This is a genomic window from Streptomyces sp. NBC_01003 (genome assembly GCF_045162695.1).
Lineage (GTDB): Bacteria > Actinomycetota > Actinomycetes > Streptomycetales > Streptomycetaceae > Streptomyces.
Genome location: NZ_CP108707.1, coordinates 8,621,213 through 8,642,963, shown reverse-complemented (window position 1 = coordinate 8,642,963; position 21,751 = coordinate 8,621,213). Strand labels below are relative to the sequence as shown.

General features: G+C 71.3%; 21 protein-coding genes. 12 read left to right on the top strand and 9 right to left on the bottom strand.

The genetic code is table 11. The features are described from left to right. Positions 1-43: 43 nt before the first annotated feature. The gene (locus OG698_RS39480; RefSeq protein WP_100598803.1) at positions 44-823 is read left to right on the top strand and encodes a FadR/GntR family transcriptional regulator; all 780 of its coding nucleotides are present in this window, start codon (positions 44-46) and stop codon (positions 821-823) included. 194 nt (positions 824-1,017) lie between these two features. On the opposite strand, the gene OG698_RS39475 is transcribed toward OG698_RS39480, so the two are convergent. Together OG698_RS39475 and OG698_RS39470 are read right to left on the bottom strand one after the other, a co-directional pair. Then, positions 1,018-1,548 carry a MarR family winged helix-turn-helix transcriptional regulator gene (locus tag OG698_RS39475; RefSeq protein WP_406108858.1) on the bottom strand — a complete coding sequence of 177 codons (531 nt, stop codon included), beginning with the start codon at positions 1,546-1,548 and terminating at the stop codon, positions 1,018-1,020. Then, positions 1,545-3,281, bottom strand: coding sequence for an FUSC family protein (locus OG698_RS39470; protein WP_406108857.1), 1,737 nt, complete (start codon positions 3,279-3,281; stop codon positions 1,545-1,547). Before OG698_RS39470 ends, OG698_RS39475 begins: the two co-directional genes overlap by 4 nt. Positions 3,282-3,485: 204 nt before the next feature. On the opposite strand from OG698_RS39470, the gene OG698_RS39465 reads away from it, so the two are divergent. The 3 genes from OG698_RS39465 to OG698_RS39455 all read left to right on the top strand — a co-directional run bounded on the left by OG698_RS39465 (position 3,486) and on the right by OG698_RS39455 (position 5,908). Then, on the top strand, positions 3,486-4,037 hold the full coding sequence (locus OG698_RS39465; protein WP_406108855.1) for a DUF5134 domain-containing protein: 552 nt from the start codon (positions 3,486-3,488) through the stop codon (positions 4,035-4,037). Positions 4,038-4,224: 187 nt separating this feature from the next. Then, positions 4,225-5,160: a M56 family metallopeptidase gene (locus OG698_RS39460; protein WP_406108853.1), complete on the top strand. Its 936-nt coding sequence runs from the start codon at positions 4,225-4,227 to the stop codon at positions 5,158-5,160. Between the two features lie 73 nt (positions 5,161-5,233). Next, positions 5,234-5,908, top strand: a complete 675-nt coding sequence (locus tag OG698_RS39455) for a phosphatase PAP2 family protein (RefSeq protein ID WP_406108851.1) — start codon at positions 5,234-5,236, stop codon at positions 5,906-5,908. Between the two features lie 78 nt (positions 5,909-5,986). Here the strand turns inward: OG698_RS39455 and OG698_RS39450 are convergent, their stop codons facing one another. Both OG698_RS39450 and OG698_RS39445 read right to left on the bottom strand, forming a co-directional pair. Further along, positions 5,987-6,232: a DUF2630 family protein gene (locus OG698_RS39450; protein ID WP_399983177.1), complete on the bottom strand. Its 246-nt coding sequence runs from the start codon at positions 6,230-6,232 to the stop codon at positions 5,987-5,989. A gap of 28 nt (positions 6,233-6,260) precedes the next feature. Further along, positions 6,261-6,845, bottom strand: a complete 585-nt coding sequence (locus OG698_RS39445) for a GNAT family N-acetyltransferase (protein WP_406108849.1) — start codon at positions 6,843-6,845, stop codon at positions 6,261-6,263. A gap of 285 nt (positions 6,846-7,130) precedes the next feature. On the opposite strand from OG698_RS39445, the gene OG698_RS39440 reads away from it, so the two are divergent. Next, positions 7,131-7,811 carry a TetR/AcrR family transcriptional regulator gene (locus OG698_RS39440; protein ID WP_399983182.1) on the top strand — a complete coding sequence of 227 codons (681 nt, stop codon included), beginning with the start codon at positions 7,131-7,133 and terminating at the stop codon, positions 7,809-7,811. Here OG698_RS39440 and OG698_RS39435 read toward each other — a convergent pair. Continuing rightward, complete coding sequence (locus OG698_RS39435; protein WP_399983185.1) at positions 7,799-9,301, bottom strand: LVIVD repeat-containing protein; 1,503 nt, start codon at positions 9,299-9,301, stop codon at positions 7,799-7,801. The genes OG698_RS39440 and OG698_RS39435 overlap by 13 nt on opposite strands. 116 nt (positions 9,302-9,417) lie before the next feature. On the opposite strand from OG698_RS39435, the gene OG698_RS39430 reads away from it, so the two are divergent. From OG698_RS39430 to OG698_RS39420, 3 genes are all read left to right on the top strand, one after another. Beyond that, positions 9,418-10,062, top strand: coding sequence for a DUF305 domain-containing protein (locus OG698_RS39430; RefSeq protein ID WP_406108847.1), 645 nt, complete (start codon positions 9,418-9,420; stop codon positions 10,060-10,062). A gap of 95 nt (positions 10,063-10,157) precedes the next feature. Continuing rightward, positions 10,158-11,507 carry an FAD-dependent oxidoreductase gene (locus tag OG698_RS39425; protein WP_406108845.1) on the top strand — a complete coding sequence of 450 codons (1,350 nt, stop codon included), beginning with the start codon at positions 10,158-10,160 and terminating at the stop codon, positions 11,505-11,507. A 167-nt stretch (positions 11,508-11,674) separates the two neighbouring features. Beyond that, positions 11,675-13,069, top strand: coding sequence for a nucleobase:cation symporter-2 family protein (locus OG698_RS39420; protein ID WP_406108843.1), 1,395 nt, complete (start codon positions 11,675-11,677; stop codon positions 13,067-13,069). On the opposite strand, the gene OG698_RS39415 is transcribed toward OG698_RS39420, so the two are convergent. Next, positions 12,992-13,351 carry a helix-turn-helix transcriptional regulator gene (locus OG698_RS39415; protein ID WP_100598817.1) on the bottom strand — a complete coding sequence of 120 codons (360 nt, stop codon included), beginning with the start codon at positions 13,349-13,351 and terminating at the stop codon, positions 12,992-12,994. The genes OG698_RS39420 and OG698_RS39415 overlap by 78 nt on opposite strands. Before the next feature lie 165 nt (positions 13,352-13,516). Here OG698_RS39415 and OG698_RS39410 point away from each other — a divergent pair, with 165 nt between their 5' ends. Next, complete coding sequence (locus OG698_RS39410) at positions 13,517-14,596, top strand: NADH:flavin oxidoreductase/NADH oxidase (RefSeq protein WP_406108842.1); 1,080 nt, start codon at positions 13,517-13,519, stop codon at positions 14,594-14,596. Positions 14,597-14,655: 59 nt separating this feature from the next. Here the strand turns inward: OG698_RS39410 and OG698_RS39405 are convergent, their stop codons facing one another. From OG698_RS39405 to OG698_RS39395, 3 genes are all read right to left on the bottom strand, one after another. Further along, complete coding sequence (locus OG698_RS39405) at positions 14,656-14,910, bottom strand: type B 50S ribosomal protein L31 (RefSeq protein WP_383095387.1); 255 nt, start codon at positions 14,908-14,910, stop codon at positions 14,656-14,658. Positions 14,911-15,037: 127 nt separating this feature from the next. Continuing rightward, positions 15,038-16,585 (bottom strand): M81 family metallopeptidase, encoded by a 1,548-nt coding sequence (locus tag OG698_RS39400; RefSeq protein ID WP_406108840.1) that lies wholly within the window; start codon positions 16,583-16,585, stop codon positions 15,038-15,040. After that, positions 16,582-17,763, bottom strand: coding sequence for an ROK family protein (locus OG698_RS39395; RefSeq protein ID WP_406108838.1), 1,182 nt, complete (start codon positions 17,761-17,763; stop codon positions 16,582-16,584). The genes OG698_RS39400 and OG698_RS39395 overlap by 4 nt, the downstream gene beginning before the upstream one ends. Before the next feature lie 262 nt (positions 17,764-18,025). Here OG698_RS39395 and OG698_RS39390 point away from each other — a divergent pair, with 262 nt between their 5' ends. From OG698_RS39390 to OG698_RS39380, 3 genes are read left to right on the top strand one after another with little or no spacing between them, the layout of a single operon-like run. Further along, positions 18,026-19,882, top strand: a complete 1,857-nt coding sequence (locus OG698_RS39390) for a peptide ABC transporter substrate-binding protein (RefSeq protein ID WP_406108836.1) — start codon at positions 18,026-18,028, stop codon at positions 19,880-19,882. Continuing rightward, positions 19,879-20,829 carry an ABC transporter permease gene (locus OG698_RS39385; RefSeq protein ID WP_406108834.1) on the top strand — a complete coding sequence of 317 codons (951 nt, stop codon included), beginning with the start codon at positions 19,879-19,881 and terminating at the stop codon, positions 20,827-20,829. Before OG698_RS39390 ends, OG698_RS39385 begins: the two co-directional genes overlap by 4 nt. Beyond that, complete coding sequence (locus OG698_RS39380) at positions 20,826-21,731, top strand: ABC transporter permease (RefSeq protein WP_406108832.1); 906 nt, start codon at positions 20,826-20,828, stop codon at positions 21,729-21,731. Before OG698_RS39385 ends, OG698_RS39380 begins: the two co-directional genes overlap by 4 nt. Positions 21,732-21,751 lie beyond the last annotated feature (20 nt).

Here is a 21,751-nt window from a genome sequence, read left to right as displayed (position 1 = left end):
TCATGGATTCACTCCGGCACAACTGCCCGACACGGAGAGGCACATGGCGCCCGACGACGATCTCTTCCAGCCGGTGAAGCCGGTCCGCGCCTATCAGCGGGTGGCCCAGCAGATCGAGGAGCGCATCCTCAGCGGCGACCTGCCGCCCGGCTCCCGGCTCCCGGCGGAGCGCGAACTCGTCGTGCGCTTCGACGTGGGCCGCTCGACGGTCCGCGAGGCGCTGCGCGTGCTCCAGTCGGCGGGCCTGATCCGCTCCCGCCCGGGCGACCCGCTGGGCGCCGAGGTCCTCGGCGTCTCCCCGGACAACCTCAGCCAGGCCCTGAGCCGCCTGACCCGTTCCCGTATAGCCTCGCTCGGCGAACTGGTGCAGTTCCGCATGGTGCTCGACGCGGAGAGCAACCGCCTCGCCGCGCGCCTGCACACCCCCGACGACCTGGCCCGCATGCGGGAGCAGATCGACCGGATGGAGCGCCTCGGCGAGTCGTCGACGGGAAACCTGCACGCCTTCAGCGAGGCGGACGCCCTCTTCCACCGGGCCATCGCCGAGGCGAGCGGCAACTCCCTGCTCGGCCTGTGCGCCCGCGCGGTGCACGAGGCGGTGGTCGGGGTCATCGAGGAGAAGATCGCGGGCGCCACGGACGCCGCCGCCTGGATGGAGCGCTCGATCACCCACCACCGGCAGGTGCTCGACGCGATCAGCTCGGGCGACGCGCCGCGCGCGGCCCGGCTCGGCCGTGAGGCGCTGTACGAGTACTACGCCGACCATGTGGAGCCGGAGACGCGACGGTTGCTCGCGGCGGCCGTGGAGGATCCCTCGGAGTAGGGGCTGACGCGGGCTGCCGCCGGCGACCTCCAGCTCGGAGGCATCGGGAACAGCGGTGGATCGACGGGGGAGAACGAGTGGAATTCGGCATACTCGGGCCGTTGCGCCTGTGCGGCTGCGACGGGCGGGAGATCGAGGGCGGTCGTATCAAGACGTTCGAGTGAAATCCCAAGCCATTGCGAGAAGGGCCGGGATCAGGCGCGCGGACCACCCGGACGGCCTTCGAGCTGACCGAGCAACTCGCCCAGCAGTACACCGAGTTGACCCTGCCCGGCGCCACCGAGGCCGGAAAGCACCGTTTTCTCGTACGCGAGCTGGTCGGGCAGCAGCGCGTCGACGAGGTCACGGCCGGCATCGGTCAGGCTGAGGTGGGAGACGCGCCGGTCGCGGGTGTCGCCACGCCGGTCGACCAGGCCGCGCTCCTGGAGCTGTTTGAGCCGCTTGGTGACGGCGGCGCCCGAGGAGAACGTCTCCCGGGCGAGGTCACCCGGGGTGAGTTCGCGGCCGGTGCGGCGCAGCGCGCCGAGCAGGTCGAACTCGGCGCGGGTCAGCCCGGCGCGGCGCAGCGGGGCGTCCTCGGCCTGCTGGAGGAGGGCGGCGCAGCGGTTGATCCGCCCGATGACCTCCATGGGCCCGGTGTCGATGTCGGGGTGGACGGTCTGCCACTGCCGCACCACCGCTGCGACGGTGTCGTCCGCCGCCGCCCTGCCGTTCCGTGTCGTCATGCTCGCGTGTTCTCCCGGGCGTTGCCGCCCCTGTGCTCGTCTGCGTTCTCGGGGTTCCGGACGGTCCTCAGCGTCGCGCGTCGGACCGTCGCCGCGAGCGTACGGTGTCCGGCCTGCTCAGCGGTGACCACACGCTCCTCGGGCAGGGCGCGCTGCCACCATTCGCCGGCCGCGGTGTCGTCGGCGGCGCGCAGTTCGACAAGGGCTGCGGCGAGCCTGCGGCGCGCGGTCTCCAGGGCGCCGGGCTCAGGACGCGGGGCGTCGAGGGTGCGTTCCGCGGCCTCGCGGGCGCGGTCGGTCGCTTCGAGGGCCAGCTCGATGTGGTCGGCGGCGCGCCGGTTGGTGACGACCACGGCGGCGACTATGCCGAGCAGCGCCCCGACGAGGGTGTCCACGACCCGGTCCGTGATGAGCTCGCCGGCCTCCTGCGTCCTGGCGAACTCGGTGATCAGCAGCGCCATGGGGGTCACGCAGACGCTGCCGAGCCAGTAGTTGCGGGAGATGAACGCCTCGGCGCCGAAGCTGAAGAGCAGGCAGAACAGGACGACGAAGATCTGGCCGGCGTGGGCGAGGGGCACCACGGCGGCGAAGACGAGCACTCCGGCGAGATTGCCGGCCACGCGCTGCACCGTGCGGTTCCAGGTGAGGGTGACGTTGGCCTGGTAGAGCGAGGCCGCGGTGACCAGGGCCCAGTAAGGGCGGCCGATTCCGAGTGCGAGGGACCCGTATCCGGCGAGGGCACAGCCGACGGCGGTGCGCAGGGCGACCGGCAGGAGAGGCGAGCCGGGGGCGAGCCTGCGCCACAACGACGGCTTGCCGAAGGCGAGTTCGGCCTCGATGCCGAGGACTTCGTCGTCGACTTCATGGGCGTGCGCGTGGCGGATGCGCGGGACGGGGCCCGTGCCGCTCAGGCCTGCGGCCCAGTCGCGCAGGAGTACGGGGTCGGTGTCGGCGGGGGCTGCGAGGGCGACCTCGGCGCGCACGACCAGGCGCTCCAGGGCGCGACGGGCGGCGCCCCGGCCGCCGGTGGCGAGGAGGGACTGCCAGGCGGCGTGGACAGCGGCGGCGGCACCGGCCCTGGCCCGCTCGCGCGCACCGCCCTCGGCGCTCACGTACGCGGCGGCGGCGTTCAGGGCGCGAGCGGTGGCGCGCCGCTCCGGGCCGTGCGGGCGTACGAGGGCGGGTGCCATGCCGACGAGCCAGGCCACGGCGCCCGCACCGGCCGTCAGGGCCAGGTGGCCGGGTATCTGCCCCAGGGTCTGTGGGGCGAAGAGGCTGGCGGAGCTGATGAACGTGAGGATCAGGTGGCCGGGCGGGCCGATGCGGGTCGCGTCGCACAGGGTCTTCTGGGCGGCGGCGAGAAGCGCGCCGACCGCCACGAGCACGGCCGCCGACGAGGTGAGCGAGGCGGTGAGCAGGGCCACGGCGAGGCTCGCGAGCATGCCGAGGACGACCCAGGCGAGGGCCCGGGCTCGCGCCGCGTACGGCAGATTGTGCGCGTAGAGCGCGCACAGCGACCCGGCCATCGTGTACATCGCGAGGTCGAGGCGGCCGAGGGCGAGCAGCGTCAGATTCGGCACCGCCGCGGACACGACGACGCTCGTCGCGGGCTTGAACCAGATGTCGGACGGCTTGTTGAGACGCAGCACCCCCGCGAGCGGGAGCCGACGGATCGGCCGGGGCCTGGACGGGGACGGTGTGGAGGTCGGGGTGGGGGTTTCCGCGCTGCTCATACAGAGAAGTTTAGCAAGTGTTTTACCTGAAAACTTTCCCGCGCCCCGCGCCCGGGCGCCGACAGGCCCAGGAGGCCGACCGCGCAACCCGCGCACGGTCGCACTGCCGAAAGCGCCCAGTGCTCCCCTGCGCTCGATTGCGCCCCGCCGTGCACGGGCATCTCGTCCCCGACGCGGTACGGCGTCCGACTGGGGGAGGTTCGCGTGCACGGACCGGGCTCGGCCGCCTGGCTGCTCGTCGCACTGTGCGCGGCGACGGGGGCGTACTGCCTGCTGCGGATGCGCAGCAGGGTCGAGGAGCAGCGCCGCGCCGCGGGCGGCGAGGCCCTCATGGGCTTCGGCATGGCGCTCATGGCGATACCCGCCGCGGCGGTCACGCCACCGCCCGCCGCCTGGGCGGTGTACGCGGTCGTGTTCGGGGCCGCGGCACTGCGCGCGCTGTGGGCGGCGCGTTCGAGCGCGCACCATCTGCACCACCTGGTGGGCGCGTTCGCCATGGCGTACATGGCGGTGGCGATGGCCGCGGCGCCGGGCGGGCACGCAGGTCACGCAGGGGCGGGCGCACCGCTGGTGACCGGTCTGCTCCTGCTCTATTTCACGGGCTACGTGCTGTGGTCCGGGGCGCGGTTGGTGCCGGTGGCGACGGCGGCCGGGGGCGGCCCGCCGGCGTCCGGGTGGGGCGACCGCCCGGAGCTGGCACGGGCCTGCCGGCTCTCGATGGGCATCGGAATGGTCGCGATGCTGCTGACCATGTAGACGCGCAAGACCTGTCGACCCTGCAGACGCGCAGGCCGGGGCCGTTGAGGTGCCGCCGCGAGCCCGTACGGACAGGGATCCCGGGAAACTGCTCCATTGCGGACAACTGCCCGCTCAAAACCGTGGCGTACGTCACTTGACGCGACAGCCCGTACCCTCCGGTAGCCCCGGCTCATAGGCTGAGGCCATGACGGTCCCCGTAGCACTGCTGCTGCTCGGCACCCTCGCCGCTGTCCTCGCCCCGCGCCTTCTCGCGCGGGCCGACTGGCCGGAGCGCGAGCCGGTGGTTGCCCTGTGGGTGTGGCAGTGCGTGGTGGCCGGCGTCCTCCTGTGCTGCGCGCTCTCGATGACGCTGAGCGCGGCCGCCGCCTGGCAGGCAGTCCGGGGCCATGTGTTCGCGTCCGCCCCGCATGCCGTCGTCGACGCGTACGCGCTCCGGGCGGCCGGCGGATGGGCGGCGACGCTGGCCGTGACGCTCGCGCTCGGCGGGCTGTGGACCGCGGCGATGCTCGCCCGGGAGATCTTCCGCTCGGGGGCCGGGCGCAGGCAGCGGCGCACCGAACTCCTGGTGCGTTCCCCGCTGTTGCCGGGCGAGGAGCCGGGCAGCGACCGACTCGTAGTCCTCGAAGGTGAGCGCCCCGACGCCTGGTGGCTGCCGGGCGCCGCGCCTCAACTGGTCATCACGACGGCCGCCTTGCGCCGCCTCAAGGGCCGTCAGCTGGACGCGGTCCTCGCGCACGAGATGGGCCACGCGCAGTGGCGGCACGACTGGCTGCTGCACTGCTCGGGTGCGCTGGCCACGGGCTTCCCGCAGGTTCCGGTCTTCGCCGCGTTCCGCGACGAGATGCACCGGCTCGTCGAACTGGCCGCCGACGACATGGCGTCGCGCCGCTTCGGACGGCTGACCATCGCCCTCGCCCTGGTCGAACTCAACGAGGACCGCGGGGTGTTCGGCCCGTGCCCCACGCCGCAGGCCCATGTGCCGCAGCGCGTGCACCGGTTGCTGACCCCGCCGCGGCGGCTCACCCCGGCCCGGCGTCTGCGCCTGACCGCCGCGGCAGCGCTCGTACCGGTGGTGCCGCTCCTGGTGACGTTCGTTCCGGGTCTGCGCGCGCTGGGCTGACCGACGACCCGAGCCGGACGCGCCCGCTCCGCATGATGGCCACCGGCGCCGTCCATGGGTGAGGATCTTCCCCATGCACCCGGCACCGGTCGACTCCCCGCCCCATCCCCGGCACCCAGGGCCCGCACGCGCGACGGCGGTGCTCGCCGCCCTCAGCGCGCTGCTGCTGATCGCGGTGGCCACGCGCTGGGAACCGCTGATGACGCTGGACGGCGAACTGGCGCGCACCGTCCACCGCTGGGCCCTCGACGATCCCGGACTGACCCAGGTGAACCGCGTTCTGACGGACTGGTTCTGGGACCCGTGGACGATGCGCGCCCTGTGCGCCGTGGTCGTCGTCTGGCTTGTATGGCGCCATAACGCCTGGTGGCTCGCACTATGGGTGGTGGCCACATGTGCGGTGGGCACACTGATCCAGCAGGGCCTGAAGGCGGCCGTCGGCCGTGACCGCCCGGTGTGGACCGACCCCGTGGACTCCGCGCACTACGCGGCCTTCCCCTCCGGGCACGCCATGACGGCGACGGTGGTGTGCGGGCTGACCCTCTGGCTGCTGCACCGCTACGGCGCGGGCCGCGTCCTGTGGCGCACGGCGTGCGCGCTCGCGGTGGTGTCGGTCGTCGGCGTGGGCCTCACGCGGCTGTGGCTCGGCGTGCACTGGCCCTCGGACGTGCTCGGCGGCTGGCTGCTGGGGGCACTGACGGTGACCGTGTCGGTGACGGCGTACGAGCGGCTCGCAGCGAGCAGGTGACCCGTCAGGGCTGACCCGTCACGGCTGACCCGTAAGAGTTGATCCGATCGGGCCTGGCCGTCACGACGCGACCGGGCCTCACGACTCATAACCCTCGACCTGCGACTCGGGCCTGGCCCTCGCCTCGTCGGGGTTGTCGCCGAACTCCGTCTTGGCCCTGCGCTGGCGCAGCAAGTCCCAGCACTGGTCGAGTTCGCGCTCCACGGCGGCCAGGCGCTCGTGCTCGGTCGCACCGTCGATCTCACCGGAGGCGAGCGACGCGCGGAGCCGCTTCTCGTCGTCGACCATCGCCGTGATCCGGGCCAGGATCTGCTCTTGATCCATGTCGGTACGCCTCCTGATTGGCCGCCCGTCACCCCTTGCCCACTGTAGGGAGGGTTCGCCCGGTGTGCGATCCGGATCGGGTGGGCGCCCAGTACCGCAGCACCCCGTCGTCCTCGCCCGAGTCGTCCCGCACCGCGCCGCTGGACTCGATGACGCGGCGGGAGGCGGCGTTGTCCGAGTCGCAGGTGATCAGCGCGGGGTCGACGCCCAGGTCCGCGGCGAGCGGGAGGGCGGCGCGGAGCATCGCGGTGGCGTGTCCACGGCCGCGGGCGCCGGGCCGTACGTCGTAGCCGATGTGCCCGTCGCGCAGCCAGGCCTCGGTGAGGCGGTGGCGGATGGCGAGGCGGCCGAGGTAGGTGTCCCCGTCGACGTACCAGAGGGTCGTGCACTCGACGTCGTACTGCAGGATGCTGCGCGGTCCGTGGGTGAGCCGCAGGCGGGCGACGTATTCGGCGAAGACGGCCGGGTCCTGCCAGGTGTCTCCGTACGCGCGCAGGCTGAGCCCCGCAGTGGAGTCGTCGTCGGGTCCGCCGGCGCCATCGGCGCGGGCCTCGTCCATGGCGGCGAGGAAGGAGGCGTGGACGCGGACGTCGGGAGCGATCAGCTGCGGCATCGGGCCAGTGTGCCCGGGAGGCGTCCGCCGCGGTGGGGATTTCCGGCGCCGGCGGCCGTACCGGAACCCCTGCCGGAATCCCGTATCCCGTATCGCGAGCCCGTACCGGGCCGGTGTACGGACGGCGCCGACGCCGTCCGTACACCGGCAGGGCCGGGTGTATCCGACGATCCCCCGCGTCGCCGGATACACCCGAGAGCCCTGGCCAAAGGTTCCGGAAAGGGCCCTCTGGCAGGGACGCGTTGAGTATACTGGCTGTGAGCCAGTCAACGCAGGAGTTACAGGATGTCCCCGCGCAGCGCATCGGTCAACGAGGAGTTGCGACGGCGTTCCCGCGAGCGGCTTCTGCAGGCGACGGTCGAGCTCGTCGGGGAGCGCGGGTACGACGCGACGACCCTCGGCGACATCGCGGACCGCGCCGGTTCGGCGCGAGGCCTGGTGTCGTACTACTTCCCCGGCAAGCGGCAGCTGCTCCAGTCCGCGGTGCACCGCCTCATGCACCGGACGCTGGAGGCGGCCCTGGAGCGCGAGCCGCACACCGAGGACGGGCCGGAGCGCCTCGCGCGGGCCGTCGACGCGATCCTTGGCCTGGCCGTCGACCACCCCGTCCTGATGCGGACGCACATGGCGGGGATCCTCCAGGCCGAGGGCTTCGTGCAGTGCCCCGAGCAGCAGCGGCTCGCCGAGCTGCTGCGCGACACGGTCCTGCGCAACGGCTCGCTCAGCGTCGACCGCGACTATCCGCTGCTGCGCTCCCAGCTGATGGGTGCCGTGTTCGCGGCGCTGGTCCCGGGGGCGCCGATGCCGCTGCCGACCCTGCGGGCGGAGCTGTTCGCCCGGTACGGGCTCGCGTGGGAGCTCGGAACCCCGCCGGACGACGCGGCGCCCGGCGGGAGAAGCCCGGAGAGCACTCCGGACTTCTCCCAGTACTTCGAGCCGGGACGTCCCGGGTCTCAGTCGAAGTAGTCCGGCTGCGTCTGGACGTTCAGCTCGCCCATTCGGACCCGCTTGGCCGGGTCCGTGCGCCGGTCACTGAGCTTCAGGACGTCGAAGCCCTTGGCGATGTCGTTCGAGTAGATGTAGCCGTTGTAGTAGTACGCGGACCAGGCACCGCCCACCTGAAGGGTGTCCGTGGTGAGCGGACCGCGCTCGAAGTAGCCGATCTCCTTCGGCTTCGAGGAGTCGGTGAAGTCCCAGACCGAGACGCCGCCCTGGTACCAGGCCTGGACCATGATGTCCTTGCCCTTGACGGGGATCAGCGAGCCGTTGTGGGCCACGCAGTTCTCGGTGTCCGCCTGGTGGCGGGGGATCTTGAAGTAGCTCTTGAAGACCAGCTTGCGGTGGTCGCCCTTGCCGACGACGGCGTAGATGCCGTCGGCGCCACGGTCCGGCCCGACGGCCTCGTTGCAGGTGGCCGCCCCGCCGCCGCCGAGCTCGTCCGTGAAGATGACCTTGTCGGCCTTCTGGTTGAACGTCGCCGAGTGCCAGAACGCGAAGTTGGTGTTGTCCTCGACCTGGTCGATGACCTTCGGGTTCTCGGGGTCCTTGATGGAGAACAGGATGCCGTCACCCATGCAGGCGCCGGCGGCCAGGTCCTTCGAGGGCAGGACCGTGATGTCGTGGCAGCCGGTGGTCTTGGAGACGCCCGGGTTGGTGGGTCCGCCCGGATTGCCGCCGCCGTCCGGCCCCTCACCGGGGAACAGCACGGGGAAGTTCACCATCGCGGCCTTCTCGGGCGCCTTGCGGGGCACCTTGATGACGGAGATCCCGTCGTGCGGCGGCTGGCAGTCCGGGAACGTCGCGCTCGGTGAGTACGAGGAGACGTACACGTAGACGTTCTTCTTCTCCGGGACCAGCGTGTGCGTGTGCGAGCCGCAGGCGGTCTCGACGGCGGCGACGTACTTCGGGTTCCTCTTGTCGCTGATGTCGAAGACCTTCATGCCCTCCCAGGAGGACTTCTCCGTGGCGGGCTGGGTGGTGCTGGCACAGGAGTTGTCGCTGCGCGAGGAGTCCGTCGACAGGAAGAGCAGGTCGCCGGAGACGGAGATGTCGTTCTGCGATCCGGGGCACAGGACCTGCGCGACGGTCTTCGGGGCCGTCGGGTTGCTGATGTCGAAGATGCGGAAGCCGTCGTAGTTGCCCGCGAAGGCGTACTTGCCCTGGAACGCGAGGTCCGAATTGGTGCCGGGCAGCACGTCCTTGGGGATGTTGGTGAGATGTTCGATGTTGTCGGAGTGGACGACCTCGTCCTGGGCGGGTATGTCGCCGTTCGCGATCGCCGCCCGGGTGTCGGCCGCCGCGCTCTTCGAGAGCCGCTCGGACTTGGCCGGGGTGTCGCCCGGATCCGGGGTCGCTGCCGCCGGGCCCCCCATGAGCAGCGCGGCCAGCAGCCCGGCCGCGGTCGTGGCAACTCCCAGGCGTCTGCGTCGCGTTCGGGACGTGTCCAACAGGGTCACTGCTGTCTCCCTCGTCGAGGACTTCCCCGCATCCCTCGTTCACGTGGGAGCGGAGCACGGACCCCACGAGTATCGTCTTCATCATGCACAGATCAACAGATGGCAACGTACTCGTCATGAAAGTTGTTCTGCCGTTGACGGTCGCGGTGGCCGCGCTCGTACTCGGCGGCTGTGACACGGCGCCGGACGGCGGGGGCGCTGACACCAACTCCCGTGCGCGGCCCGGGCCTTCGGTGATCGCGCCGGGCAAGCCGGGCGAGGGCGCCGAGACGCTGTCGGCCAAGGACGCACAGAAGCGCAGGCCGGACGACAGCCCCAACTCGGCCGACTTCAGTTACGTGCAGATGATGATCGCGCATCACACACAGGCGCTGCAGATGACCGAACTGGCCCCGAAGCGGGCCGAGTCGGGCCAGGTCAAGCGCCTCGCGGAGCGCATCGCCGCGGCGCAGGGGCCCGAGGTCGGGGCCATGGAGGGCTGGCTGAACTCCCACGGCAGGGAGCGCGAGAGCGGCGTGCACCACGAGCACGGGGCGATGCCGGGGATGGCGACCGAGGCGCAGCTGAAGAGCTTGCGCGCGGCGCACGGCGCGGCCTTCGACGAGCTCTTCCTGAAGCTGATGATCACGCACCACACCGGGGCGGTCACCATGGCGACGGACGTGCTGTCCGAGGGGAACAACGTCCAGGTCGAGGAGATGGCGAACGACGTGATCGCGCAGCAGACGGCCGAGATCGGGCGCATGCGGAAGATGTCCTGACGCCCTGCGGGTGAGCTCCGTGCGCGTCGTACCCTCCCGGCCCGGCCCCCGCGGTGTCATGCTGGAAGTCCGTCGGCCTGCGGAAGGAGTCCGCCGTGCTGCGCGTCGCCGTTGTGGGGTCGGGGCCGAGCGGGGTGTACACCGCGCAGAGCCTGGTCCAGCAGGAGCGGGTGCCGGACGTCCATGTGGACGTCCTCGACCGGCTCCCCTGCCCGTACGGCCTGGTGCGCTACGGCGTGGCACCGGACCACGAGAAGATCAAGTCGCTGCAGAACAATCTGCGCACGGTCCTGGAGCACGAGCGCGTCCGCTTCGTCGGCGGCGTCGAGATCGGCCCCGGCCTGCCGCCCGACCGGCTCCTGGAGATGTACCACGCGGTCGTGTACTGCGTGGGCGCCGCCACCGACCGCCATCTGGGCGTACCGGGCGAGGATCTGCCGGGCAGCTGGTCGGCGACCGATTTCGTCTCCTGGTACAGCGCGCATCCGGACGCGGTGGCCGAGGGGTTCGTACGGGGTGTGGAGTCGGCCGTCGTCATCGGCGTGGGCAACGTCGCCGTGGACGTCACGCGGATCCTGGCCCGCGGCGCGGCCGAGCTGGCGCCCACCGACATGCCGCAGGCGGCGCTCGGCGCACTGGCCGACAGCCGGGTGCGGGACGTGTACATGGTGGGGCGGCGCGGCCCTTCGCAGGCCCGGTTCACCACCAAGGAGCTGCGTGAGCTCGGCACGCTGCCCGGGGTCGAAGTGGTCGTGGATCCGGCCGAGTTGGCGCTCGATCCCGCCTACCTCGACCCGTCGGGGCTCCCGGCGGCGAACCGGCGGAACGTCGAGGTGCTGCGCGGCTGGGCCGAGCGCCCGTCGCCGGGTCTCCCCCGCCGCATCCATCTGCGCTTCTTCCAGCGGCCGGTGGCACTCCTGGAGGGGGCCGCGGGCCGGGTGTCGGGCGTGCGGTTCGAGCACACCGCGCCGGACGGCTCGGGCGGCGTGAGCGGCACCGGCCGGTTCGACGACATCGACGCCCAGCTCGTCCTGCGCTCGGTCGGATACCGCGGAGTGCCCTTGGACGGGCTGCCGTTCGACGCGGCCACCGGGACCGTGCCGCATCGCGAGGGGCGCATCCTGCGGGCCGGCGAGGTCTCGCCCGGCGAGTATGTCGCGGGCTGGATCAAGCGCGGCCCGACGGGCGTGATCGGCACCAACCGCCCGTGCGCCAAGGAGACCGCGCAGTCACTGCTCGACGACGCCGCAGCGCTTGCCGCCCGGGCCGTTCCGGATGACGCGCTCCCCGGCCTTCGCGCGGCGGGCTGTGCGGCCGTCGAGTGGCCCGGGTGGCTCGCGATCGAGCGCGCGGAGGCGGAGCTGGGCCGGTCCCTGGGGCGCGGCCCGGTGAAGATCCCGGACTGGGCGGGCCTGCTGGCGGCTGCCCGCGACGGGACGACGTAGCGTCCGAGCAGCGATACGCACTGTCGCGTGACGCCCGGGAAGGGCGACACATCCCGGCAACAGTCGTGAAATCAACAAAACGTTTAAGCCCCATACGGTCTCGTGCTGTCCGCCCCGCACCCGCATTCGCCTGCGCGTTCGCGTTCCGACAGCCCCTTGGAGTGCCCATGGCAGCCCCGGCCGCCCCACCATCCGTACACCCCGTCGACGAGGTGCCGCCCGTGCGGCAGCTGGCCGTGTTCGGTTTGCAGCACGTGCTCGCCATGTATGCGGGCGCGGTGGCCGTGCCGCTGATCGTGGGCGGCGCGATGAAGCTGTCGCCCGCCGACCTCGCGTATCTCATCACCGCGGATCTGCTGGTGTGCGGCATCGCGACGCTGATCCAGTGCGTCGGGGTGTGGCGGTTCGGCGTACGGCTGCCGATCGTCCAGGGCTGTACGTTCGCCGCGGTCTCGCCGATGGTGCTCATCGGCACGACGGGCGGCGGGCTTCCCGCGATCTACGGGGCGGTGATCGTCGCCGGGCTCGCGATGATGCTGCTCGCGCCGGTCTTCGGCAGGCTGCTGCGCTTCTTCCCGCCGCTGGTCACCGGCACGGTCATCCTGATCATCGGCGTCTCGCTGCTGCCGGTGGCGGGCAACTGGGTTGCGGGCGGCGCGGGTTCAAAGGACTTCGGCGCCCCGAAGAACGTCGCGCTGGCCGCGTTCGTCCTCGTGGTGGTCCTGGCCGTGCAGCGGTTCGCGCCGCCGTTCCTGAGCCGCGTCGCGGTACTTGTCGGCATGGTCGTCGGGACGGCCGTCGCGGTGCCGACCGGTTTCACGGACTTCGGCGGTGTCGGTGACGCGCACTGGGTGGGTATCAGCACGCCGTTCCACTTCGGCACACCGACGTTCCACGGCGCGGCGATCGTGTCGATGCTGATCGTGGCGCTGGTGACGATGACCGAGACGACGGGCGACTTCATCGCGGTGGGCGAGATGACGGGGCGGCCCGTCCAGCCGCGCTCACTGGCGGACGGCCTGCGCGCGGACGGCTTCTCCACGGTCCTCGGCGGCGTGTTCAACACGTTCCCGTACACCGCGTTCGCGCAGAACGTCGGCCTTGTGGGCATGACGCGGGTGCGCAGCCGCTGGGTCGTCGCCACGGCCGGCGGGATCCTGGTGCTGCTCGGCCTGCTGCCCAAGCTGGGCGCGGTCGTCGCCGCCATCCCGGCGCCGGTGCTCGGCGGCGCGGGCCTGGTCATGTTCGGCACGGTCGCGGCGAGCGGTGTGCGGACGCTGGCCCGGGTCGACTTCGCCGGCAACCACAACCTGACGGTCGTCGCCGTGTCGGTCGCGGTGGGCGTGCTTCCGGTGGGTGTGCCCGGGATCTACGCGAAGTTCCCCGACTGGTTCCAGACGGTCATGACCAGCGGGATCAGCGCGGGCTGCATCACGGCGATCGCGCTCAACCTGCTGTTCAACCACCTTCCGGGAAGCGGGAGTTCAGCCCCCGAGCCGGCCGTCCTGCCGGGCGGCGGCCGCGAGAACGCTGTCGAGCAGCCCGGGGAAGAGCACCTCTAGATCGGCGCGGCGCAGCACGCTCATCTTGGCGGTGCCCCGGTACATCTGCCGGATCACGCCGCTCTCGCGCAGGACGCGGAAGTGGTGCGTGGTGGTCGACTTCGTGACCGGCAGGACGAAGTGCGAACAGGAGAGCTCCGCGTCCTCGCCCTCCTCGGCCGCCAGCTCCCGCACCACCCGCAGGCGCATCGGGTCGGCGAGCGCGTGCAGCACCGACTCCAGGCGGATCTCGTCACGCGTGGGGTGAGCAAGCGCCCTGCTGCTCGGTGCGGCGGTCGTCACGGCGGCTCCACTTCGTTCGGCCCGGTGTGCGGATGGGTGTGGCGGGTGCGTTCCGGTTGCGTCAGGCCCATTGTACGAGACCTGTCGTAGTTTGACAGGTGCCGTACTACGATGCCTATCGTACGAGGACTCGCCACGCCCGTCGTGAACGTATAGGAGTCTGCCGTGAGCGCGCTGTTCGAGCCCTACACCCTTCGGTCGCTGACCATCCCCAACCGGGTCTGGATGCCGCCGATGTGCCAGTACAGCGCTGCTCCCGAGGGCCCGCTGACCGGCGTCCCCAACGACTGGCACTTCGCGCACTACGCCGCCCGCGCCGCCGGCGGCACCGGGCTGATCATCGTCGAGGCCACCGCGGTCAGCCCCGAGGGCCGCATCAGCCCGTACGACCTCGGTATCTGGAACGACACGCAGGTCGAGGCGCTCCGCCGGATCACCGCCTTCCTCAAGGCGCACGGCACCGTCCCGGGCATCCAGCTCGGGCACGCCGGCCGCAAGGCGTCGACCGACCGGCCCTGGAAGGGCGGCGCCCCGGTCGGCGCCGACGCGCACGGCTGGGACTCGGTCGCGCCGAGCCCCCTCGCCTTCGACGACAAGCACCCCGTCCCGGCCGAGCTCACCGTGGAGCGGATCCGCGAGATCGTCGGCCAGTTCGCCGACGGCGCCCGCCGCGCCCTGGACGCGGGCTTCGACGTCGCCGAGATCCACGGCGCGCACGGTTATCTGATCGGCCAGTTCCTCTCGCCGCACTCCAACGTCCGCACGGACGAGTACGGCGGCTCCTTCGACAACCGGGTGCGTTTCGCCCTCGAGGTCGTCGACGCGGTCCGCGAGGTGTGGCCGCAGGACAAGCCGCTCTTCTTCCGTGTCTCCGCCACCGACTGGCTGGAGGAGAACGGCTGGACGCCCGACGAGACCGTGCGCCTCGCCGCCCTCCTCAAGGAGCACGGCGTCGATCTGCTCGATGTCTCGACCGGCGGCAACGCGTCCGGCGTCCGCATCCCGGTCGGACCCGGTTACCAGGTCCCCTTCGCCGCGCGCGTGAAGGCGGAGACGGAGCTGGCCGTGGCCGCCGTCGGCCTCATCACCGACGTGGAGCAGGCCGAGAAGATCCTCGCCAACGGCGAGGCCGACGCCGTCCTGCTCGGCCGTGAACTGCTGCGCAGCCCGTCGTGGGCACGCTCGGCGGCGCGCGAGCTGGGCGGGGACGTGCATGTGCCGGACCAGTACCACCGCTCGGTCTGAGCCCCAGCGGTACGGTCCGATCCCCCCGCGGTACGGCGGTCAGTCAGGCGCCCGGGCGGTCAGCCCTTGTCCTGCTCGCCGTACCGCTTCTCGAACTTGGCGACCTGCCCCTCGGCGTCGACCACCCGCGCCTTGCCCGTGTAGAAGGGGTGCGACTCGGAGGAGATCTCCACGTCGACGACGGGGTAGGTCTCGCCGTCGTCCCACTCGATCGTCTCTTCGCTGGAGGCCGTCGAGCGGGTCAGAAAGGCATAGCCCGCCGACCGGTCGCGGAACACCACGGGGCCGTAGCCGGGCTGTTTGTCCTGCTGCATCGTGTCTCCTTCAGCGCGCGGTTTCAGCGCACCGGCTCGTCGACAGCCGGTACGGGCCTCTCCAGCCTCACCCGGAAGCGGCCGCTCCGCGACTCCGTCGGCCACCCGTCTGCAAGAGCACGCCCGCCTACAGGAGCACGGCCGTGAGGTCGGGGCCCGGCCCGTCCGCGTACGCGTCGTCATCGAACGGGTACAGCGGCCGCTCGACCCGGTGGTGCCCCAGGCGCGGCAGGTCCTGGTCGACGCCGCCCGGGGTGAGGGCGAGCAGCCAGTCGGCGGCCATGTCGTGGAGTTCGGGCTCCAGATAGCCGATCTTCACGACGACCAGGTCGTACGTGCGCGGGTCGACACCGAGGCCGCCCTCGGCGGGGCCCATGAAGTCTGCGAGCGTGTGGAACGGCTTGCGGCGCTCCACGAGGACGACGGTGAGTCCGCCGACGCGCACGGCCGCCATGTCGACGCCGCGGTCGTAGGCGCCGCCCTCGGCCCGGTCCTTCTGCTCGGTGGCGCGCTGCAACGCCGTCACGGTGCCGGTGAGTTCGTACGGTCCGCCGTGGCCGACGTCGACCTTGCCACCGACGCTCAGCGTCACCTCGGAGCCCACTCCCGCCTCGAAGCAGCGGGCCACGGCGACCGGGTCGGTGATGCCCGGGTGCACGGCCGTGACCTCGCCCGTGCGGATGGCGTCGTTGGCGAGGAGCTCGCCCAGCATGTACGCGAGGTCGCCGGCGCCGCCCGCCGTCGGGTTGTCGCCGGAGTCGCTGATGAGGAAGGGGCGCTTGTCGGAGGCCACCGCCTTCTCGATGCACTCCTCGGCGCTGCCGGTCGGGCCTACGAAGACGAAGTCCCTGCGGGCGTCCCAGTAGCGCCGGGCGAGCTTCTCCGCCTCCGCGGCGGCGAGTTCGGCGTCGTCGCCGGTGACGACGACGGCGGCCTTGCAGCGCGGCTCGTCCGCCCAGGCGTAGCCGACCCACATCGCCGCGTCGAGGATGCCTGGAAGCTTCTCCGTCTCGGCGAGCGAGGCGTACAGGGACTTGGCGGGTTCGAGGCGGGTGCTGGTCTTCTCGCCGGGCAGCAGGACGGGCACCTGGACCCAGGCGCGGTGCGGGCGTGTGCCGGCGCGCAGGCAGCGTACGAGATTGCGGGCGGCGCGCTCGCGGGTGTCCCAGGCGTCCTCGTGCGGGGCGAGGCGGTGGGCCGTTAGCAGGTCGCAGGGGTCGGCGAAGCGGCGCGACACATTGCCGTGCAGGTCCATCGCGGCGGACAGCAGGGGGCGGGTGCCGTGCGCGTCGAGCGCGGCGCGGACCGCGTCCGTCAGGTCGCCCTCGGCGTCGGTGAGGCCGATGACGCTCATGGCGCCGTGGATGTCGTAGACCATGCCGTCGAGGGGGCCCGCCTCGCGTATGCGGGTGACGAGTTCGTCCTTGAGGACCAGATACGACTCCGCCTCGACCGGGCCGCCGGGCAGCGAGGTCGCGTGCAGCAGCGGCACCCACTCGACCACGTCGGCGAGGTCGGAGTCGGGCCTGGTCCAGGTGTAGCGGTCGAGGAGTTCCTGGCCACGGGTCTGCCGGAAGTCGTCCGTGGTGGAGCGGTGCGGGCAGAACGTGGAGGACTCGATGCCGATGCCGCCGATGCCGATGCGCAGGCGGCGTGCGGGGGCCGTGCCGGTCATGCTGAGGCGCTCTCTTCCTGGGGGACGGGTGCGGTGGGGAGGTTGTGGCGCAGGGCGGTGAGGCCCGCGCCGAGCAGTCCTGCGTCGCGGCCCGTGATCGTCGTGGTGATCTCCAGGTCCGACGTCGCGAGCGGCAGGCAGCGCTCGTACAGGACTCCGCGGACGGCGGCGACCAGGGGCTCGGCGGCGGCGAGCGCGCCGCCGAGGGCCACGGCCTGCGGGTTGAAGAAGTTCACGACGACGGACAGGACCGTGCCGATGTGCCGGCCCGCGGTGCGGACCAGGGTGGTGGCCTGCGGGTCGCCGTCGGCGACGAGCTGGAGGAGCTCGGTGGTGGAGGCCACCTCGACGCCCTGCCCGGCGAGTTCACGGATGAGCGCGGCGCCGCTGGCAACCGTCTCCAGGCAGCCGATGTTGCCGCAGCTGCACGGGCGGTCCTGCGCGGCCTCCACGCGTACGTGGCTGATGTCGCCGGCGCAGCCGTTGGCTCCGTCGTGCGGGCGGCCCGCCGAGATGATGCCGCTGCCGATGCCGCGGCCCGCCTTCACCACCACCATGTGGTCGAGGTCGGGGCGGGCGGCGCGGTGCTCGCCGACGGCCATCATCGTGGCGTCGTTCTCCACGGTGACGGGCAGGCCGAGGCGTTCGGCGAGGACGTCGCGCAGCGGGTAGCGGTGCCAGCCGGGCATGCGGGACGGGCTCAGGACGCGGCCCTCGCCCGGCTTGACCGGGCCGGGGAAGCCGACGCCGAGCGCGCGCACGGTGCGGCCCGCCTCACCCTGGCGCGCGGCGAGTTCGGCGACCTGGCCGCAGAGCCAGTCGACGGCCGACTCCGGCCCCACGGTGATGTCGTGCGGCAGGTCGACGGCGTCGAGGACGGTCCCGTCGAGGCCGACCACGCCGAGCCGCGCGTGATGGCTGCCGAGGTCGGCGGCGAGCGCGACGCCGCCCTGGGCCCGTACGCGCAGCAGGCGGGGGCGCCGCCCGCCGCGGGAGGCTCCCTCGCCGGACTCGGTGAGCACGCCCGCCGCTACGAGTTCCTGCACGCGCAGCGAGACGGTGGAGGGGGCGAGGCCCAGCTCCCGTACGAGATCGGCCCGGGAGGTGGCGGCGCCGGAGGAGACCAGGTGCAGGATGTGCTGCGCCGACCCCGGTTCACCCTGCGATGTGTCGGACATACGCCCTCTTCGTTGCTTGGTTGCTTGCTTCAGCGCGCTGGTGCGTTCGGCGGGCTCGTTCGACTGGTTCGTTCGACAGGTTTCTTCGATTACAGCTCGAACCCTAGGCCGAACCGAAGCAAGTTCGCCATACCTCCAGGACGAAGAACTATTTGCCGAATGAAGCTATTGACTTGTTTTTGCCGACCGGCCTAGCGTTCGGGCGCCGCCCCGTCGCACTCCGGTACGGGGCCGTCCCCCGTCCCCTTGGAGGCCCTCCGGCATGCGCTCATCCAGGTCAACGGCCGCCGCCCTCGTCCTCGCGGCGGCGCTCACCGGCTGCACGCACGAGGGCGGCGGCATCGCCATGGGGCCGACCGGCGGCACCCCCGTGGAGGGCGGCACGGCCACGATGGCCCTGCCTCCCGCGGCCACGCCGAACTGGATCTTCCCGATCGGCGCGCCCGGCTACGGGGCCTCGTACAACTACGGCATCCAGACCCTGCTGTTCATGCCGGTCTACGACGCCGTGCAGCTCAAGGGCGAGCTGACCACGCACGGCCCGAGCACGCTCGGCCTCGAACCGAAGTACAGCGACGGCAACAAGACGGTGACCGTGCCGCTGCGCGAGGGCGTGAAGTGGTCCGACGGGAAGCCCGTCACCTCCCGCGACCTCGAGTTCTGGTTCAACCTCGTCAAGGCCGACAAGGCGGACTGGGGCAGCTATTCGGTCGGCACGATGCCGGACAACGTGAAGCGGTTCGAGGTCGTCGACGACCACACGGTGCGGCTGCACCTCGACCGGGCGTACAACCCGGACTGGTTCACGGCCAACCAGCTCACGCTGATGCGGGCCCTGCCCCAGCACGCCTGGGACGCCACGACCGACGGCGGCAGGGTCGGCGACCACGACCGCACCACCAAGGGCGCCAAGGCCGTCTTCGCCCGACTCACGCGGCACGCCAAGAGCCTCGGCTCGTACGGCAGCGACCCGCTGTGGACGACGGTCAACGGGCCCTGGAAGCTGGCAGGTTGGCGGGACAGCGGTCAGGTGACCATCGTCCCGAACGAGAAGTTCACCGGCCCCGACTCCGAGCGGCCGCACCTGGACAAGGTCGTCTTCAAGCCCTTCACCACCGCCGACTCCGAGTACAACGTGCTGCGCTCCGGCGGCGTCGACTACGGGTACATACCGCCGTCCGTCATGGCGCAGAAGGGGAAGTTCGAGGACAAGGGGTACCGCGTCGACCCGTGGGAGGGCTGGGCGGCGACGTACATCGTCTACAACTTCGAGTCCACCCACGCCGGGCCCCTGATGAGCCAGCTGTATATCCGGCAGGCGATGCAGCACCTCGTCGACCAGAAGGCGATGAGCGACGTCATCTGGCAGGGCAGCGCCACACCGACGCTCGGCCCGGTGCCGGTGACACCGAAGAGCCAGTACCTGTCCCCCGCCATGGCGAAGAACCAGTACCCGTTCTCCGTACGCACGGCGCGTGAGCTGCTCTCCGCGCACGGCTGGAAGACACGTGACGGCATCGCGCGCTGCGCACGCCCCGGCACCGGCGACGACGAGTGCGGCGCCGGCGTCAAGGAGAACGCTCCGCTGGAGATGACCCTGCTCTCGCAGTCGGGCTCCACCGAGACGACGAACATGATGCAGGAGCTGAAGTCGTCGCTCAGCCGGGCGGGCATCGACCTGACCGTGCGTCAGCAGCCCCTGAACTCGGTGCTCGGCAACTCCGTTCCGTGCACCGCCAAGGACCCCGGCTGCGACTGGGACATGTCCTTCTTCGGCACGGCCGGCAGCTGGTACTACCCGCTCAACCCGAGCGGCGAGCAGCTCTTCTCCACGGGCGCCTCCGCCAACTTCGGCAACTACAGCGACAGGAAGGCCGACCGGATCATCCGGGCCGTGCAGTACTCGCCGGACATGAAGGCCGTCCACGAGTACGGCGAGTACCTCGCCCGGCAGCTGCCGGTGATGTGGATGCCGAACCCCGCGTACCAGGTGTCGGTGATCCGTAACGACCTGCGGGGCATCGAGCAGAACCCGACGGTCACGTTCGCACCCCAGCACTGGTACTTCGTCAAGAACGACAAGACCGACAAGCAAGTCGAGAAGGGGGCCGAGAAGTGACCGGCTTTCTGGTCAAGCGCTTCCTGCAGGCCCTCGTCGTCCTGTTCCTGGTCTCGATCATCGTCTTCACGCTCCTGCACCTGCTGCCGGGCGGCCCGGCCCGCGCGATCCTCGGTCCGAAGGGCACTCCGCAGCAGATCGAGCACTTCAACCACGAGCAGGGCTACGACCGTTCCCTGCCGATGCAGTACGTGATGTATCTGCAGCGGCTGCTCACCGGCGACCTCGGCGACTCGTACAAGCTCAACTCGCCCGTCTTCGAACTGCTCGAGCAACGCCTGCCGAAGACGCTGCTCCTGACGGTCCTGTCCACGGCCCTCGCCGTCGTCATCGCCGTACCGCTGGGCCTGCTCCAGGCCGTGCGGCGCGGCAAGGCCTCGGACTACGCGCTCACGGGGCTCGCCTTCCTGCTGTACGCGACGCCCGTCTTCTTCCTGGGCCTCATCATGATCATTCTGTTCGCGCAGGTCATGCCGATCTTCCCGGCGGAGGCACCACAGGGCGAGACGATCGGCCAACTCCTGAGTGATTTCCCGGGGTTGATCCTGCCGGTCGTCACCATGGCCTTCGGCATCGTGGCCATGTTCAGCCGCTACATGCGCTCCGCCGTGCTCGACAACCTCACCGAGGAATACGTCCGCACGGCCATGGCGAAGGGCCAGTCCAGCCGGCGGATCATGGTCAGGCACGTTCTGCGCAACGCCCTGATCCCGCTCGCGACCCTGCTCGGGCTCTACCTCCCGACCCTGTTCAGCGGCGCTCTCGTCGTCGAGTCGATGTTCAACTACCCGGGCATGGGGCTGCTGTTCTGGAACGCGGCCCAGGGCTCCGACTTCCCGGTCCTCCTCGGCGTGACCCTCGTCGTCGGCATCGCCACGGTCCTCGGCTCGCTGCTCACCGACATCCTGTACGCCGTCCTCGACCCCCGGATCCGGAGCGTGGCATGAGTACGTCCGCCGTCCTTCCCGTCCAGCCGGGCCAGGAGGAAGCCACGCAGGCCACCCCCTCCCTCGCCCGCCGCACCCTGCGCGTCTTCACCGGCAACAAGCTGGCCCTGACGGGCGTCGTGGTCCTGGTCCTGCTACTGGCCTTCTGCTATCTGGGCCCGCTCGTCCACCCGACCGAGCAGATCCACACGGATCTCGCGCAGGCGAACCTCTCGCCCGGCACCGCCGGGCACCTCCTCGGCACCACCGACCTCGGGTACGACCTGCTGGGCCGGCTCATGGTCGCCGGGCGGACCTCGCTCGAAATCGGCCTGGCGGCAGGCCTGTTGGCGACACTGTTCGGCACCGTGTACGGGGCGGTCGCCGGGTACTTCGGCGGCTGGGTCGACGCCGCGATGATGCGGGTCACCGACGCGGCGCTCGCCATCCCCGCGATGTTCCTGCTCGTCGTGGTCGCCGCGATCATCACGCCCAGCAAGGGCGTCCTCATCCTGATCATCGCCGGGGTCGCCTGGCTCTCCCCCGCCCGCCTGGTGCGCGGCGAGGCGCTGTCGCTGCGCAATCGGGAGTACGTCCAGGCCATGCGGATGATGGGCGGCGGCGGCATACGGGCCGTGTTCAGACACATCGTGCCGAACGCCATCGGCACGGTCATCGTGAACTGCACGTTCCAGATCGCCGACGCCATCCTCTACGTCAGTTATCTCGCGTTCCTCGGGCTCAGCATCCCGCCGCCGTCGGCCGACTGGGGCTCGATGCTGTCCGCCGGCATCACCTACACGCAGAACGGCTACTGGTGGCTGATCTTCCCGCCGGGCATCGCGATCGTGCTGGTCGTCGCCGCGTTCAACTTCATCGGCGACGGGTTGCGTGACGCGTTCGAAGTACGGCTGCGGAAGTAAGGGACCGAGGCATTGAGGAA

Excerpts from the sequence above, each read along its gene's own strand:
- OG698_RS39480 (WP_100598803.1), top strand. The coding sequence starts at position 44 with ATGGCGCCCGACGACGATCTCTTCCAGCCGGTGAAGCCGGTCCGCGCC.
- OG698_RS39475 (WP_406108858.1), bottom strand. The coding sequence starts at position 1,548 with ATGACGACACGGAACGGCAGGGCGGCGGCGGACGACACCGTCGCAGCG.
- OG698_RS39470 (WP_406108857.1), bottom strand. The coding sequence starts at position 3,281 with ATGAGCAGCGCGGAAACCCCCACCCCGACCTCCACACCGTCCCCGTCC.
- OG698_RS39460 (WP_406108853.1), top strand. The coding sequence starts at position 4,225 with ATGACGGTCCCCGTAGCACTGCTGCTGCTCGGCACCCTCGCCGCTGTC.
- OG698_RS39455 (WP_406108851.1), top strand. The coding sequence starts at position 5,234 with ATGCACCCGGCACCGGTCGACTCCCCGCCCCATCCCCGGCACCCAGGG.
- OG698_RS39450 (WP_399983177.1), bottom strand. The coding sequence starts at position 6,232 with ATGGATCAAGAGCAGATCCTGGCCCGGATCACGGCGATGGTCGACGAC.
- OG698_RS39445 (WP_406108849.1), bottom strand. The coding sequence starts at position 6,845 with ATGCCGCAGCTGATCGCTCCCGACGTCCGCGTCCACGCCTCCTTCCTC.
- OG698_RS39440 (WP_399983182.1), top strand. The coding sequence starts at position 7,131 with ATGTCCCCGCGCAGCGCATCGGTCAACGAGGAGTTGCGACGGCGTTCC.
- OG698_RS39430 (WP_406108847.1), top strand. The coding sequence starts at position 9,418 with ATGAAAGTTGTTCTGCCGTTGACGGTCGCGGTGGCCGCGCTCGTACTC.
- OG698_RS39420 (WP_406108843.1), top strand. The coding sequence starts at position 11,675 with ATGGCAGCCCCGGCCGCCCCACCATCCGTACACCCCGTCGACGAGGTG.
- OG698_RS39405 (WP_383095387.1), bottom strand. The coding sequence starts at position 14,910 with ATGCAGCAGGACAAACAGCCCGGCTACGGCCCCGTGGTGTTCCGCGAC.
- OG698_RS39400 (WP_406108840.1), bottom strand. The coding sequence starts at position 16,585 with ATGACCGGCACGGCCCCCGCACGCCGCCTGCGCATCGGCATCGGCGGC.
- OG698_RS39395 (WP_406108838.1), bottom strand. The coding sequence starts at position 17,763 with ATGTCCGACACATCGCAGGGTGAACCGGGGTCGGCGCAGCACATCCTG.
- OG698_RS39390 (WP_406108836.1), top strand. The coding sequence starts at position 18,026 with ATGCGCTCATCCAGGTCAACGGCCGCCGCCCTCGTCCTCGCGGCGGCG.
- OG698_RS39380 (WP_406108832.1), top strand. The coding sequence starts at position 20,826 with ATGAGTACGTCCGCCGTCCTTCCCGTCCAGCCGGGCCAGGAGGAAGCC.